Origin of the sequence: Mesorhizobium sp. B2-4-14 (assembly GCF_006442155.1) — a bacterium.
In the GTDB taxonomy this organism is placed as follows: Bacteria; Pseudomonadota; Alphaproteobacteria; order Rhizobiales; family Rhizobiaceae; genus Mesorhizobium.
Window position 1 is genome coordinate 43,945 of sequence record NZ_VFVA01000033.1, and the last position, 14,798, is coordinate 58,742.

The following is a 14,798-nucleotide window of genomic DNA, read 5'->3' on the forward strand; positions in this document are numbered from 1 at the left end:
CTGGAATTGCTTTAGGAGGTTCACCACGTGTCCGAAACAGTTGCCGACCTCCGGGTCGAGAGAAAACCCAAACTCTCGGAGACCGTCGTGGCGGCGATCCGCAAGCAGTTGCAGGCGGGCGAGATCCTGCCCGGCCACAAACTGCCGACCGAAGGCCAGCTGACCGAAACCTTCGGCGTCAGCCGCACCGTCATCCGCGAGGCCTTGGCCAAGCTTGCCGCCGACGGCCTGGTCGAGCCTCGCCAGGGGGCGGGCGTCTTCGTCATCGAGCACATCTCGACGATATTCGGCGCGCTGGCCGCCGACATGGGCACCAAGGATTCCATCGCGCTTAACGTGTTGGAGGTACGCCTGGCGATCGAGATCGAATCCGCCGGGCTCGCCGCCATCCGCTGCAATGCCGCGCAGGAAGCGGCGATCCAGGAAGCCTTCTTCGAGTTCGAACGACTGCTGCTCAACAGCGAGCCGACCGGGCCGGCCGATCTCGCCTTCCACCGCGCCATCGCCAGCGCCACCAACAATCCGTTCTATGTCGAAATGCTCGACGTGCTCGGCCGGCGCGCCATACCGTGCGACGTGACCTCGCCCTGGTCGACGGAACTTGTGCAATCCGACAGCTACCAGCGCGGTCTGCAGGAGGAGCATCTGGTGATCCTCAACGCGATCACGTCCGGCGATGCAGAAGCCGCGCGCGAGGCGATGCGCACGCACCTCACCGCCAGCCAGCAGCGCTACCGCGAACGCCTGCATGCTAGGCAGGTCTTCTATGCCAGTTCGGTCAAAGCCGCCGCCGGCGAGTGATTATTGGAAGTCAGGGCAGAGATGAACCAGAGCCATACCGACTACACATTGCGTTTCGCCATCGACCCCGTCGCCGCGGCGGCCATGGGCGCCGACGAACTGCGCCATAACTTCCATATCGAAGACCTGTTTCAGCTCGACCGCATCCGCCTGACCTACACCCACTACGACCGGATGATCGTCGGCGGCGCCGTGCCGGCCGGCAGTCCGCTTCGGCTGGAAGCGATCAAGCCGACAGGAACAAAGGGCTTTCTCGATCGCCGCGAGCTGATCGCCGTCAACATCGGCGGTGCGGGCACGATCGAAGCCGGTGGCCAGCTGTTCACGCTCCTGGCGCGCGACATGTTCTATCTCGGCATGGGCACCAGCGACGTCTTGTTCGCGTCGGCGAATGCCGATGAGCCGGCTAAGTTCTACCTGTTGAGCGCGCCGGCGCATCAAGCTCATCCCAATCGGCTGATCCGCATCGGCGACGCCAGGCGCGTCGATCTCGGCAGCAAGGACGCCTGCAACGAGCGCTCGATCTTCCAGTTCATCCACGCCGATGGCGCGAAAACCTGCCAGCTCGTCGTCGGCATGACGCAGCTCGCACCCGGCTCTGTCTGGAACACCATGCCATGCCATGTGCATGACCGGCGCATGGAGGCCTATCTCTATTTCGATCTGGCGGACACGGCGCGGGTCTTCCATTTCATGGGCGAACCCGACGAGACGCGCCATATCGTGATGCGCAACGAGGAGGCTGTGCTGTCCCCCGGCTGGTCGATCCATTCGGGTGCCGGTACGTCGAACTACGCCTTCATCTGGGCAATGGCCGGCGACAATGTCGACTACACCGATGTCGATCCGGTGGCGATGGAAGAACTGCGGTGAGCGACCTCTCCGCTTTCAGTCTGGCCGGCAAACGCATCCTCGTTACCGGCGCCAATACCGGAATCGGCCAAGGCATAGCGGTGTCGATCGCGCGTGCGGGCGGCGCGGTCGTCGGCGTCGGCCGCTCATCGATGGACGAGACGGCGGCAAGGATCGCCGAGGTCGGCGGGCAGTTCGAAGCTGTTACCGCCGACCTTGCCGACACGGCGGCGGCCGGACCGATGCTGGACCGGGTCTGGGAAGAAAGCGGACCGCTCGACGGGCTGGTCAACAATGCCGGCATCATCCGGCGCGCCGATGCCGTCGATCTGAGCGAGGCTGAATGGAACGACGTGCTCGACGTCAACCTGAAGACGGTCTTCCTGCTCTGTCAGGTCTTCGCCAGGCGCGTCCTGGCCGGTGGGCGCAAGGGCAAGATCGTCAACATCGCCTCGGTGCTGAGCTTTCAGGGCGGCATCCGCGTCGCGTCCTACACCGCCTCCAAGCATGGCGTGCTTGGCATCACCCGGCTGCTCGCCTGCGAATGGGCGGCGAAAGGCATCAACGTCAACGGCATCGCGCCGGGCTATATCGAAACCAACAATACGCAGGCGCTGCGTGCCGACCCTGACAGAAGCGCTGCCATCCTGGCGCGCATTCCGGCGGGCCGCTGGGGCGAGCCGGGAGACATTGGCGATGCCGCCGTTTTCTTGCTGGCTCAGGCATCGAACTACATGCATGGCGCGGTGATGCCGGTGGATGGCGGCTGGCTGGCGCGGTGAGGAGGTGACGATGACGGAGCCGAAGATGTTCGCGCAAGCCGGCGAGGGTGCCTGGACGCCGACGCCGGACGGCAACAGGCGGCGCGTTCTGCTGCACACGGACGAATTGATGATGGTCGAGTTCGGTTTCGACAAGGGCGGCATCGGTGCATTGCACTCGCATCCGCATGTCCAGGCAAGCTACGTCGCCGAGGGCCGCTTCGAGGTGACCATAGACGGTCGGACCAAGGTCCTCGATGCCGGCGGCAGCTTCATCGTGCCGTCCGGTCTGGTGCATGGCGTCAAGGCGCTGGAAGCGGGGCGGCTGGTCGACAGTTTCACGCCGCGCCGGGCTGATTTTCTGATCTGACGGACGCCGCCAGTTTGCCGCGAGCCGGGCGGAGGATGCACGCTTGCGTTGATCCCTTGCGCAAATCAAAACCCGCGCCTCCGAAGAGGCGCGGGCGTTGCCTGGGCGCTTGTGGCGCCGCGGTACTCAAAACATCACCGCAGGATTGGGAACCTGCCGGATTGTGGTGAATATAAGCTTAACTTAATAGACTAAATCCGCGTGGTCGCGGCGACCGGCGGCGAGCAAGCGGTGCGTGGCCTCGAGAATGGACTCGACCGGCGTGTCGGAGACGTTGGCTGTTCTGCCGCGCCTCGGCGCCGTCACCACTTCGACCCGGTTCGACAGCGGCCGCCACCGCTCGAGATTGGCGCCATTGTTGACGATCACCGTCGGCGTCATGACGGTGGCGAACAGGTGCCCCAGCCCGCCTTCCATGCCCACATAGGCGGCAGCCATCTCGCCAAGCGCCAGCAGGAGGTCGCCGAACGCCTCGACACCGAGCTCGCGTTCCGGACCGACCACCGAAAGACGGCTCTCCCTGGCGAGAAGGGCCTGCGGCGTCGGTCCGTCGCCGGGGGTCACCAGATACAGAACCTGATAGCCGGCATCGATGAGATTGCTGGCCATGGCGGCGACCTGGGCCTCGCTCATGAACTTGTTGCCCCTGGCATTGCCGCCAAGCAGGACCAGCGGCCGGTCGCCGCTTCCGCGAAGCCGGCGCGCCTGGGTCCGGGCGGCCTGCGGGACATCGAGCCGATGGTCGAATGGCAAGTGCCGGCCGGCGAGGCGCTCGATCAGCCGGTGGTAGCGCCAGGCATTGTGTTCGGGCCGCAAGGTCCATCTTGTGCCCCACCGCAGCGACAGGAGATGACCGGCAAAATTGGGCTCGTAGCGGACGCCGCGGCCGACAAGCTGCAATGCTGTCACCATCAGCCCGGGCACGCCCGCCCGGAAGTCGACGACCGTCGTTTGTCCGCCGGGCCGGGCGAACTCAGCCAGAATGGCGGAAAGCGGCATAATCGTCCTGAAGTCGTCGACGAGGGGGCGGCATGCTTGTGCAATATGCCCGTAAGCGAGGACTTGCCCTGGCTGCCATAGACGATATGGCTTCGCGGGAAGGCCGTTCTTGCCGCCCGCAACGCCGGTATCCTCAGCAACCCGTCGCCGAGGGCGTCGTTGCGGACGTAGAAGATAAGCAGCGGCGCGGGCAAATCCATGGCCAGGCGGATCCGTTAGCTATGAGATCGGGAATAAGTCGGAAAAGATCGTGCAAAAAGACAGCAAATTCCGGCCGAATCCAGAGGGAATATGTGCCAAACGCAATAATAGGGGCGGTATCAACCGCTATCATCGCCGGTGCGCTGGTCATTCCGGCACTAAAACGCCCGGCGTTGGTCAGCTGATATGCCTGAGCAGGCTGAAAAGCCGCTCGAACGTCTTGCCGTAGGGCGGGCGTAGAAGTCCTCCCGCACTCAGTCTGGACTGCAGGAAAACCGGCTTGTCCTTGCTGAAGGTGCGGAACCCCCATTCGCCGTGATAGGCGCCCATGCCGCTGGCGCCGACACCGCCGAAAGGCTGGTTCTCCTGTACCAGATGCAGCATGCAGTCGTTGATCGTGACGCCGCCGGCGAGGGTCTCATGCAGGATGCGTTGGCGGTTGCGGCTGTCGTGGCCGAACCAGTAGAGCGCCAGCGGCCGGTCGGCCCGGTTCACATGGTCGATCGCATCGTCGACGGTGTCATATTCGACGATCGGCAGCACCGGGCCGAAAATCTCTTCGCGCATCAGCCGCAGGTCCGGACCGGCATTCCTGACCAAGGTCGGCGGCAGCTTTCGGTTCGCAGTGCCGAGCTCTTCGCCGGCCGGATTGATTTCGACGACATCGGCGCCGGCGTGGCGGGCTTCCGCGATCATGGCGCGCAGGCGCTGGTAATGCCGGTCGCTGATGATGGCGGTGTAGTCGGGGTTGTCGCGCAGGGTGGGGTAGAGCCGCGCCACCGCCGTGGCGAGCTTCGCGGCGACCGTGCCTGCCTGTCCCCTGGGCACCAGCAGATAATCCGGCGCGATGCAGGTCTGCCCGGCATTGAGCAGCTTGCCATAAGCAACGCTGGATGTAGCCGCATCGAGATCGCATGAGGGATCGAGGATCGCCGGCGACTTGCCGCCGAGTTCGAGCGTGACCGGGGTCAGATTGGCGGCAGCGGCGATAGCGACCTGGCGGCCGACCGCGGTCGAGCCGGTGAACAGGAGATGATCAAAGGGCATCGATACGAAGGCCTTGCCCATTTCGGCGTCGCCGGTGATCACGCTCAACTCGTCGGGGGCAAAGTGCTCGCTGGCCAGTCTGGCGAGCAACGCCGAGAAAGCAGGCGTCAGTTCGGAAGGCTTGACCAGCACGCGGTTACCGGCGGCCAGGGCTGCCGTGACCGGTGCGATGGCGAGCTGGAAGGGGTAGTTCCAGGGCGAGACGATGCCGACGACGCCAAGCGGCTGCGGCAGCAGGCGATTTCGGCCGGGCAGGAACGGCAAGGTGGTGGCGACACGACGCTTCCGCATCCAGCCGCGAAGATGGGAAAGCGTGTGGCGGATGCCGGCGCGCACGACGAACAGTTCGGCAAGGCGGGTCTCATGCGCCGAGCGGCCGCCGAAGTCGGCGTCGATCGCCGCGCAGATTTCCGCCTCATGCTTTTCGGTGAGCGCCAGCAGGCGTTTCAGGCGCTCCTTTCGTACGCCAAGGTCCGGAAAGGGCTGTGCCTGGAAGGCCGCACGCTGCCGTTTGAACCGGTCGCCGAGCGTGTCCTGTCTGACCTGCAGCATCGCGTCCTCCCCCTGTCGTAGGGGCTGAGCTTACATCCCGGTCCCTGCAGGAATCCAGTCGGCCCGCGGCTCCCGCAAGGAAAGGTGCCAAGCCAGTGCGGCGCAGCCAGCCCTTCAGGTGCTCCCGTTTCGGGTCCGATTCTTAAAGTGTGGGAGCCAACCTATACACCCTATGCGGGAATCTGCAGACCGACGCGGCCTTAGATGAATTGCTAGCTCGGACTTTACGAATGAGTTCCCGGTGGCATTCCCGCGCGCTTCGCTTTAGGACCATGGTTCGGCCAAAGAGGAACCATCTCTCCATGCACGGATCGGCGGACAAGCCGGATGCCAAGCGGCGCGTCCTGAAGGACGTGTTCGGCTTCGATGACTTCCGCCCCGGCCAGGCCGACGTCATGGACGCGCTGCTAAGCGGACGACACGTGCTGGCCGTGATGCCGACGGGCGCCGGCAAGTCGCTCTGCTACCAGGTTCCGGCGTTGGTCCTGGGCGGGCTCACTATCGTCGTCTCGCCGCTGGTCGCGCTGATGCAGGATCAGGTCGCCGCCTTGCGCCTTGCCGGCGTGGCGGCCGACACGATCAACTCCTCGCTCGACCGCGAGGCCAATGTCGCGGCCTGGCGCCGTATCGCTTCCGGCCAGACGCGGCTGCTCTATCTGGCGCCGGAGCGGCTGATGACCGAGCGCATGCTCGAGGCGCTTTCGCGGCTCGACGTCAGCCTGATCGCCATCGACGAGGCGCATTGCATCTCGCAATGGGGGCCGGCGTTCCGGCCTGAGTATGAGGACTTGTCGCGGCTGCGCGGCATCTTCCCCAACGTGCCGATCATCGCGGTGACGGCAACGGCGGACGAGAGCACACGCACCGACATCGAATCCCGGCTGTTCGCCGAGCGGGTCGAAACCCTGGTGCTGGGTTTCGACCGGCCAAACATCAAGCTGGCGATCGAATCCAAGCAGGACAGCAAGCGGCAATTGCTGCGTTTCATCGAGCGCCACGCCGGCAAGAGCGGCATCGTCTACTGCCTGTCACGCAAGAAGACCGAGGAGATGGCAGCCTTCCTCGAGAAGAACGGCGTCACCGCGCTCGCCTATCATGCCGGGATGAGCAAGGAGACGCGTGAGGCCAATCAAAACGCCTTCATGACGCTCTCCGGCGTCGTCATGGTGGCGACCATCGCCTTCGGCATGGGCATCGACAAGCCCGATGTCGCCTATGTCTTCCATACCGACATGCCGGGCAGCCTGGAGGCCTATTATCAGGAGATCGGCCGCGCCGGCCGCGATGGGCGCAAGGCCGAGGCGCATATGCTTTACGGCCTTGGCGATATCCGCATGCGCCGGCTGTTCATCGACGACGAGGACGCGTCCACCGAGCACAAGCGGAGGGCGCATCGCCGGCTCGACACGCTGATCGGCTATTGCGAGACGGCGCAGTGCCGCCGCCAGGTGTTGCTCGGCTATTTCGGCGAGGAGGCGCAGCCTTGCGGCAATTGCGACAACTGCCTCGACCAGGTGCCGCGCGCGGACGGCGTCGCCGAGGCACGTGTCATCCTGGCGGCGGTGGCGCAGAGTGGCGAGCGCTTCGGCGCCACCCATGTCATCGACATCCTGCTCGGCCACGAGACCGAGAAGGTCCTGGCCAGGGGCCATGAGCGGCTGGCGAGCTTCGGCAGCGGCGTGGCGCACAAGAAGGATTTCTTCATATCGTTGATCCGGCAGCTCGTCGCCGGAGGCTTCCTGGAGCCGGACCCGAGCGGCCATGGCGGCCTTGCCATTGCCGACAAAGGCCATGCGCTTGGCCGGGGCGAGGTGCCGTTCCACTACCGCGTCGAGATGCGCGGCCGCGCCATGCGCAAGATGTGGGTGGCCGAGGGCGCCGCGAACGTCGAAGGCGTGGATGCATCGCTGCTCGCCACGCTCAAATCGCTGCGGCTGCGTCTTGCCAGGGAGCGTCAGGTGCCGGCCTATGTCGTGTTCTCCGATCGCACGCTGATCGACATGGCCGAACGCCGCCCGCGCGATCTCGACGCCTTCGCCGAGGTGAATGGCGTGGGCGGGGCGAAGCTCAAGGAGTTCGGCCAGGTTTTTCTCGCCGCGATCGCCGCGCACCAGGCGGGCGGATCGGCCTGAGGAGGCGATCCGGCGCTGTCCGTGGGGTCCGGCGGCCAAGTGCCGGTTGGGGCGATCTGCTTCACCGCGCCAATGGCGTGCATTCGCTGGCGCTTGCCGGCGGCGTCGCGCTGCACACGATCAATGTCGACCGCCATCCTGCCTTCGACAAGGAGAGGGGACCGACAGGTTTGGCCGGCTTTTGCCCTGCCTGTTAGAGCGTTCCATCATTTCGCGGAAATGCAGAACCGCCCTATCTCTTTGCTTTTAGGCGACGCCGTCATGTTCAAAGGGCGCAGGCAAGTCGGCATCACTGTCGGCAAAATCCTCGGAGTCCATTTTCCGGGATGCGCGCCCAATGACCAGCATCATTACGGCGACGAAATACCCAATCTGCAAAACTATCGCGGCGACCGCGGTCCAGCCAAGCGCATGCCATAAGGAACCCGTTGCCGCAAAGATCCAGACAGCCACGAAGCCCAGCGTGCCGAACATACCTATCAGAAACTGCGGAAAATACATTTTTGCCAGAACGTTCTAACTGTCACCAGTCTCGAAACGTCTCCCTAACTGGAACGCCACATCCCGGTTTGAAGGTTTTTCATTATTTTAGCAATTGCGCAAGTACCGGCGGTGAAGAGACCGGCCGGCTTCGCGGCTGGTCAGCTGCGGCTAGGCGTGAAGATGCGACAAGTCGAAACCGCCGTCCGGTCGAGGCGCCGACAAGCGCTCTGCCGCAGACCGGAACATGTCCTCGAACTCCAGTTCCTGCTCAAACACCACACCTCCGAGTTTCACGGCCAGGACTTCTTCGCCTCCTTGGGGCGCGAAATAGACTTGCGAGACGCCGGCACGAATACGCTCGCCAACCTTTCTGGCGTCGGCTTCGCTTGCTCCGGGCAGAAACACCCCGAACATCGAAGCGCCGATGCGGCCAATCACATCCTCCGAGCGAACGGAGGATCGGATGGCCGAGGCGATGAGGCGCAGGGCTTCATCGCCCCAGCCAAGGCCGAAGCGCAGGTTGATGGCGCGCAGATGCTCGGGGTGAATCACCAGGAAGGCGCCCGATCGCGAGCCCGGCGCCGAGGGCTTGACCGCTCTGCGTTCGACGAGCGATGCGAAAACAGTCCCGTTCAGGCAGCCGGTCAACCCATCATAGCTCGCCGCCTTGTTGAGTTCGCGTCGATAGTGGCGGATATCGGCCAACTTCAGACCTATGAACACAAACAGCGGCAGGCAAATCACCAGAGGCAGGACCGCTGCGGTGATCACGCCGCGGCCGAACGGGGTCAAGGCATCGATGAACAGAAGCAGATAATTCAAGCCAAAGGAAACGCACAGGCTGGCGATGGTTCCCAAGAGGGCTAAACGCACGACATCCTGCCATGCGTTGGTCCCCGTCGATGCTTTCGTCACGGCCAATCTCCTGTTTGATCGGCAAGCATATGGCCGGCAAGTTACGATTTTAGTCTCCAGGAACAATACAATTTGACGGATCGAGGTGGATAATCTTGCGCAGCCGCCCTTAGAGCGGTTCAGCGTGTGATGGTATCGTTGGCCGAAGCGCCTACACAGGTGGGCCGAAGATTCCCATTTCCGCGGCTCTGGCTGTCGCCTCGGCCTTGCCATAGATACTATCAGGCAAAGCCAGGGCCCAGCCGTTGGATACGAGCCAGGCGCCGACATCCTGCTGTCCCAGCCGGCACGGCGCGGCGATCGGGAAACGGTCAATTTCCGGTGGCACGAAACATTTCAATGCTCGTCCGCGAAGCCAGCGGTTGAAAGCAGCGCGTGCCCTTTGCCCGCAAGGCCAGGAGATATCGCCAAACAGGCAAGTCCTGTCTATCTCGACGCCCTGCACGCCGCTGATCGTCACTCTTCGGCCCATGGATTCGAAGCCGGCTGACGACGTGGCCTGCGGGCCGTACAGCAGCATCTCCCGCCAATCCTGCGGCATCGGCGTTTTCGGAGGGGACGCGAGGCCGAGTTCGCCGAGCGGCGAACGTGGCTCCGCTCGCTCGATGCCCGTCGCGTCGATCTGCGGCGGTGCGATGAGGTCCTGAGCGATCGTGCGTGCCGAACTGGAAAGGAAGCGAACCGGGCGCCAACGGTCCTTGTGCCCGGCTTCGGGGGCCGAGGCGACAATTGGCGGATCGACCCGGAACAGGTGCGCTGCCCGGACAATCAACAAAATTCCGATCAAGAGCTCAAGGCTTCCGATCGCGATCATGATGCGGACCCGTTGTGCTTTGCCCATCGGGTCTACGCCCAGTCAGAAACCCGACGTCGATTTGGCAACCAGTTTGAGCGCCCCTTTTTCAATTCGATAGAAAGGCATCGACCGTTCGCTGGATCCGTCGGCGCGAAACCGGAACAAACCGGTCGACCCGCGAAACCCGCTCGGATTCTCGAAGACTTTTCTGCTGAAACTGGCAGGTCCAAGTGCGCTTGCGATCCCGGCTGTCAGGGCGACTGTATCATAAGCATAAGCGACATTGACGTCGGGCTCGTATTTGAAGGTCGTCTTGAAACGATCCGCGATGGGACCCGTCTCGCGTGGATCGAGCGTTGCGATATAAGCGCCTTCGAAAAGCGGATCGATCGGGCGATCCAGCCAGCGATTTGTGCCGACCACGGAGGTCGACTTTCCCGGAATGCCTTTTGCTTTCAGAGCGATGAGGATCGGCGACGGGCTGCCATCACCGCTGGCAACGACGACGGCATCGGGCATCTCCACAAGCGAACCCATATCGGCGACCGCCTTGGCGCCGTTGTCGGCGGCCGAATAGGGTATGGTGACCGCAAGTGTGGCTCCGTATACGCTGAGGCTGTTGGCAACCCGCTTCTCGACTATGCCGGCATTCGACCCTGCCGGGACAAGCAGGACGAATTTCTTGCCGCCCTTGGCCGCGATGGCGCCAGCACCCGCCGCGGCGCTGTCTGCTTCAGTGAGGCACACGGCGTAGACGCCCGGACCGCCGGCGAAATTGTCGGCAAGAGCCAGAACCGGCGGCCGGTTCGACCCCGACAGTTGAGCGACATGCTGTGCCGCGGGCAGTTCGGTCGGGCCGATGACAATTTTCGCCCCCGACGTTATGGCCTTGATCGCCAATTGCTGGGAATAACCCACGTCGCCTCGCGTGTCCTCGACGGTCACCGTAAGCAGCGGATTGCCAAGATCGGTCATCGCGAGTTTTGCGGCGTCGAGCATCTTCCTGCCACTTTCCCCCGCCGTTCCCGGCGCGGAGAGGGGCAGCAGCATGGCAACCTTCGTGGGGCCAGTGCCGAGAGACTGCGTCGCCTGGCTTGCGTTGGCGGCAGCGACAACAGTCGGTTGATTGCCGGCCTGGATGGCGGCCGGATCGAGTGCGTCGGACACGCTGCCTTTCGACTGACAACCCAGCAACGATCCCGCCAGCACGGAGGCCGCCGCCAACGTTCGCAGACGGTGTACCTGTCGGCCAAATCCCATGCTTGCTCCCACCCGATACGCCGCCAGATTGTGTGACCTTGCCCTTCCCGGTCTCATCGTCAAAATATGTTACGGCGGATTTGCGCCGTTCTCGCCGAGGTCCTCGGCTGCGGAAGGACTGCGTTCTTCTGCTTGGTCACCTCCAGCCCTTGTCCTGGCGCAGGCTGGCAGTGGCGGATGGAAGTGGAAGCTCGCTCGCCGGCCTGCTCCCTCGAACCGGCCGGCGTGACCCACGGCAAGAGGGCGACCAATGCGGTCGCTCCCGCGATCGCAGCGAGCGACATGGGATCGCCAATCATCGGCCCGACGTTCCCGCCTGCCTGGTCAGTTCATGTACTCGACCATGCGCTCGTGAAAACACTCGCATTTGTCGAGTGTATCCTCGTCGCGATAATTCGTCTTCAGGTAGCCGTAAGCCATGCCGCAGGCCACCTTGGCTTCCGACGCCCAGACGAAAACCGGCCTGGACGAGTTGATCCATTCCGGGCTGTTGGCGACAGCGACCGACTCGTCCATCAGCTTCACCACCTGGTTCTTCAGATCGACGATGTTGTCGGTCCGCACCAGGTCCGAGTTGCCGGCGACACGGCAATAGTCAGCCGTCGAGCCGCCGATGATGTCGGCGGCGTAGCCCGCCGATCCGGCCGTCAACAACAGGGCCGCCCCCGAAACCAGCAGCTTTGCAACAGTCTTCATGATGAGCTCCCCTCCCCGGATTACAATTCACGCGTCGCTAATGCATAGCATGCAAGCATGGCTGCGTACTGTGCCACTTAGGCCACAGTCATCGCCGCAAAGGACGGTACTCGTGTCTGCCGCCTGTCCGTCCGCCCCAGCCAAACAGTCAACGAGAAGACGGCTTCATGCCTCCTCAAACCAGGATTCACCGAAGGGATATTCGTTTCCCTTCGGTGAAGCTGATTGATCGCCGAGCATGTAGCTTACGGCACATTCACAGTCGTCGCGTGATGCGCATCGTCATACACGATGTTGATCGTATGGGAGATGCCCGCATTGGCCGTCAAAGTCGCCACTTCGACAGTCGAGCCGCCGTGGGTAACGTTGACGTGGACGTTTGTCCCGTCATTGGTCGCGCTGACACTGCTGAACGTATCCGCCTGGGTCTGGCTGCCGCCGAAAACGGCATCTAGGACCTTGCTCAGATCGACAGTGTCACCCTCGCCGGGGTGATAGTCGGCTATCAGGTCCTGGATGCTGCCATGGCTGGTCCATGTGGCGGCATTGATCACGAAGATGTCCGCGCCAGCACCGCCCGTCAACGTGTTGTTGCCCGAGCTGGCGATCAGCGTGTCGTTGCCTGCGCCGCCGGTGAGCGTGTCGCTGCCGCCGGCGCCGCCATAGAGGATGTGATTCCCCGAAACGCCGGCTGCGCTGATCGTGTCATCGTAGAGCGAGCCGATCACGTCGGGCTGCGAGGCGGTCGCCGTGTAAACATGCGAGACAGCCGCGGAGTCGGCCGAATGATCAGCCGTCGTGGGTGACGACGGCATCAGATACACGCCGATGATGCCGTGGGCGACATCGCCATCGCCATCCACCACATTGACCGGCAGATGCATGTCGACCGGAAGACCGGGCGTGATCGACGTCGTACCAAAGCCGGAGATCTGGAAGGTGTCACTGGTAGTGCTAGTGACACTGGTGCCGTTGGCTGAAATATGATTGGTGCCATAATAATCGACTTGGAGCGCATTATAGTTTGTTGCGCCATAGACGCCCAGCGTTGTGCCGTCGACAATGCCGCCAACGATGGCATGTATGGTGCCGCTGGTGTTCACAAACTCTACCGTAAAGTTATGGCCGCCAACCGCAACAACGTAGAATGTATTGAGTGCATGGCCGGCATAATTGAACACCGTGCTGCCGGCTCCATATTTGATGGTGACGCCCGTGACGGAGTCTGGCGTACCATCATTGGCCATCACGCTTCCACCGCCGGAACTATTGTCTGCGCTGGTATCCACATAGGCGGAGAGCTCAACTGATGTCGACTTGCTGCCGGTGAGAGCGAAGCTGACGGTGGCGCCATTGACATCATAATGGCCCGTATAGGTTTCGTTTTGGCTTGTTGATGTGCCGTAATCGCCAGAGCTGCCAGGGGTGCCCGCCAGCCCGGTTACATAATCCACCCGTGCGCCCTCTCCACTGCCTATGGAAGCCCCCCCGCTCACGCCTAATGCATTGGCGGTACCGTTCATGGTTCCGCCGCTCGCGACTGTGCTGCCACTGACGCTTAACGGCGTCACCAGAAGGTCATGAGCTGTAAGTGGATCGGCCGCCGTCTTGTCAACGTAGCCAACCCAAGCCGTGTTGCCTCCAACAAATTGATATATGTTGCCATCGTTGAAATTGATGCTCTGCGCGCCGCCATCGATCGTTCCGATGAGGTTGACCGTGTAGGTGTCGTTGGCTGCGGCAAAGCTGCCGTCGAGATTCAGGGCGACAGTGAACACCGGCGTATCCGTACCGGCAGTATAGCTGCTGTCACCGTTCGTATCCAAGAACCCGGTAAGCGTATGGCCATCCCCCGACACGGAATAGAGGATGTGTCGACCACCGGATGTGAACGTGCTGTCGGTACCGTTCAGCGACGACGCGAAGCGCGTGTTGCCGCCATCGGCGCCGTAGTTGTTGTCCACATTGTCGTCGAAATCCAGCTTGCCGGTGAAGGTCGTGCCGGCCGTGTTCAGCATCACCGCGGCGTCCGGAGCAATCACGGTTGGCGCATCGTCGACGATGGTGATCGTCAGGTTGCCCTGCGCGCTATGCGCCACCGGGTCCGCGTCCGTCACCACGACCTGGAAGGTCGGCTTCGTCTCGAGGCTGTCCTGGCCGTTGTTGGCCGCCGGGCTCTCCAGCTCATTCGTCGTCAGCGTGTAGACGTAGTGGATCGTGCCCGTGCCGGCCGCGCCGTCATAGGTGTAGTAGGCACTCACCGTGCCGGCCGCGTCGGGGAACGTCACCGCGTTGCCCGCTCCCAGGCCCAGCGTATGGCCGCCCAGCGTGACCGAGCTCACCCCGTCCGGGGAGGTGAAGGCGATCGCGCCGCTCGTCGTCGTCGCCGTCGGGCCAACCTGCGAGCCGTTCGCCAGGCCCGCCTCGTAGACGGTCTCCGCGGTGCTGCCATTATCCGGCGTGTTGGCGCCGATCTGCGGCGTTCCCGACGCGATGTCGATCGTCAGCGTGGTGTGCGCCAGGTCGCCGTCGCCGTCCTTGATCGTGTAGGTGAACTTGTCGCTCACCCCGCCCGGCGAGCCGGCGTCGCGCTGATAGCTGTAGCCGCCGTTCGCGTTCAGCGTCAGCGTGCCGTACAGGCCATGGATCGCCTGCCCGACATTGGCGTCGACGCCGCCGCCTGTCGTTCCGGCCGCGACGCCCACGACGCCGCCACCAGTCTTGCCGTCCGCGCCGAACACGTCCACGTTCGTCGTGCCTGCGGCCGGAGCGGTCTCGCCAACACCCGTCAGCACGTTGCCGATGATCGCGGCATGGCTGCCAGACGCGACGCTGTTGTTGTCCGCGTTGGCCACCGGCGCATCGTCGACGATGGTGATCGTCAGGTTGCCCTGCGCGCTATGCGCCACCGGGTCCGCGTCCGTCACCACGAC

Annotated in this window: 13 protein-coding genes; 5 read left to right on the forward strand and 8 right to left on the reverse strand. The window is 63.4% G+C overall.

The genetic code is table 11. The features are described 5' to 3' along the window. Positions 1-27: 27 nt before the first annotated feature. Genes FJ938_RS23625 through FJ938_RS23640 form a run of 4 tightly spaced genes read left to right on the forward strand, consistent with a single transcriptional unit; the run spans position 28 to position 2,784 of the window. Positions 28-801 (forward strand): FadR/GntR family transcriptional regulator, encoded by a 774-nt coding sequence (locus FJ938_RS23625; RefSeq protein ID WP_140697934.1) that lies wholly within the window; start codon positions 28-30, stop codon positions 799-801. 21 nt (positions 802-822) lie between these two features. After that, the gene (gene kduI, locus FJ938_RS23630; RefSeq protein ID WP_140697936.1) at positions 823-1,674 is read left to right on the forward strand and encodes a 5-dehydro-4-deoxy-D-glucuronate isomerase; all 852 of its coding nucleotides are present in this window, start codon (positions 823-825) and stop codon (positions 1,672-1,674) included. Next, positions 1,671-2,435, forward strand: a complete 765-nt coding sequence (gene kduD / locus FJ938_RS23635) for a 2-dehydro-3-deoxy-D-gluconate 5-dehydrogenase KduD (RefSeq protein ID WP_140697938.1) — start codon at positions 1,671-1,673, stop codon at positions 2,433-2,435. The genes kduI and kduD overlap by 4 nt, the downstream gene beginning before the upstream one ends. A 10-nt stretch (positions 2,436-2,445) precedes the next feature. Further along, complete coding sequence (locus tag FJ938_RS23640) at positions 2,446-2,784, forward strand: cupin domain-containing protein (RefSeq protein ID WP_140697941.1); 339 nt, start codon at positions 2,446-2,448, stop codon at positions 2,782-2,784. Between the two features lie 183 nt (positions 2,785-2,967). Here FJ938_RS23640 and FJ938_RS23645 read toward each other — a convergent pair whose 3' ends face one another. Further along, the gene (locus FJ938_RS23645) at positions 2,968-3,783 is read right to left on the reverse strand and encodes a glycosyltransferase family 9 protein (RefSeq protein WP_140697944.1); all 816 of its coding nucleotides are present in this window, start codon (positions 3,781-3,783) and stop codon (positions 2,968-2,970) included. A gap of 378 nt (positions 3,784-4,161) precedes the next feature. After that, positions 4,162-5,583, reverse strand: coding sequence for a coniferyl aldehyde dehydrogenase (locus FJ938_RS23650; RefSeq protein ID WP_140612259.1), 1,422 nt, complete (start codon positions 5,581-5,583; stop codon positions 4,162-4,164). A 302-nt stretch (positions 5,584-5,885) separates the two neighbouring features. Here FJ938_RS23650 and recQ point away from each other — a divergent pair, with 302 nt between their 5' ends. Beyond that, on the forward strand, positions 5,886-7,715 hold the full coding sequence (recQ, locus tag FJ938_RS23655; RefSeq protein ID WP_140612261.1) for a DNA helicase RecQ: 1,830 nt from the start codon (positions 5,886-5,888) through the stop codon (positions 7,713-7,715). A 246-nt stretch (positions 7,716-7,961) separates the two neighbouring features. Here recQ and FJ938_RS23660 read toward each other — a convergent pair whose 3' ends face one another. The 6 genes from FJ938_RS23660 to FJ938_RS23685 form a co-directional block, all read right to left on the reverse strand. Continuing rightward, complete coding sequence (locus FJ938_RS23660; protein WP_140697947.1) at positions 7,962-8,216, reverse strand: exopolysaccharide production repressor protein; 255 nt, start codon at positions 8,214-8,216, stop codon at positions 7,962-7,964. A gap of 150 nt (positions 8,217-8,366) precedes the next feature. Further along, positions 8,367-9,113 carry a GGDEF domain-containing protein gene (locus tag FJ938_RS23665; protein WP_246673475.1) on the reverse strand — a complete coding sequence of 249 codons (747 nt, stop codon included), beginning with the start codon at positions 9,111-9,113 and terminating at the stop codon, positions 8,367-8,369. A 151-nt stretch (positions 9,114-9,264) separates the two neighbouring features. Next, entirely contained in the window at positions 9,265-9,954 is a 690-nt protein-coding gene (locus FJ938_RS23670) for a thermonuclease family protein (RefSeq protein WP_140697953.1), read from the reverse strand. A gap of 15 nt (positions 9,955-9,969) precedes the next feature. Next, positions 9,970-11,169 carry an ABC transporter substrate-binding protein gene (locus tag FJ938_RS23675; protein WP_140697956.1) on the reverse strand — a complete coding sequence of 400 codons (1,200 nt, stop codon included), beginning with the start codon at positions 11,167-11,169 and terminating at the stop codon, positions 9,970-9,972. A gap of 324 nt (positions 11,170-11,493) precedes the next feature. Further along, positions 11,494-11,865 (reverse strand): hypothetical protein, encoded by a 372-nt coding sequence (locus FJ938_RS23680; RefSeq protein WP_140697959.1) that lies wholly within the window; start codon positions 11,863-11,865, stop codon positions 11,494-11,496. 245 nt (positions 11,866-12,110) lie between these two features. After that, positions 12,111-14,798: type I secretion C-terminal target domain-containing protein (locus FJ938_RS23685; protein WP_140697962.1), on the reverse strand; the 2,688-nt coding region annotated here is incomplete at its 5' end.

Coding starts and splice junctions, on each gene's coding strand:
- FJ938_RS23645 (WP_140697944.1), bottom strand. CDS start 3,783: ATGCCGCTTTCCGCCATTCTGGCTGAGTTCGCCCGGCCCGGCGGACAA.
- FJ938_RS23670 (WP_140697953.1), bottom strand. CDS start 9,954: ATGGGCAAAGCACAACGGGTCCGCATCATGATCGCGATCGGAAGCCTT.
- FJ938_RS23680 (WP_140697959.1), bottom strand. CDS start 11,865: ATGAAGACTGTTGCAAAGCTGCTGGTTTCGGGGGCGGCCCTGTTGTTG.
- FJ938_RS23650 (WP_140612259.1), bottom strand. CDS start 5,583: ATGCTGCAGGTCAGACAGGACACGCTCGGCGACCGGTTCAAACGGCAG.
- recQ (WP_140612261.1), top strand. CDS start 5,886: ATGCACGGATCGGCGGACAAGCCGGATGCCAAGCGGCGCGTCCTGAAG.
- FJ938_RS23675 (WP_140697956.1), bottom strand. CDS start 11,169: ATGGGATTTGGCCGACAGGTACACCGTCTGCGAACGTTGGCGGCGGCC.
- kduI (WP_140697936.1), top strand. CDS start 823: ATGAACCAGAGCCATACCGACTACACATTGCGTTTCGCCATCGACCCC.
- FJ938_RS23660 (WP_140697947.1), bottom strand. CDS start 8,216: ATGTATTTTCCGCAGTTTCTGATAGGTATGTTCGGCACGCTGGGCTTC.
- FJ938_RS23640 (WP_140697941.1), top strand. CDS start 2,446: ATGACGGAGCCGAAGATGTTCGCGCAAGCCGGCGAGGGTGCCTGGACG.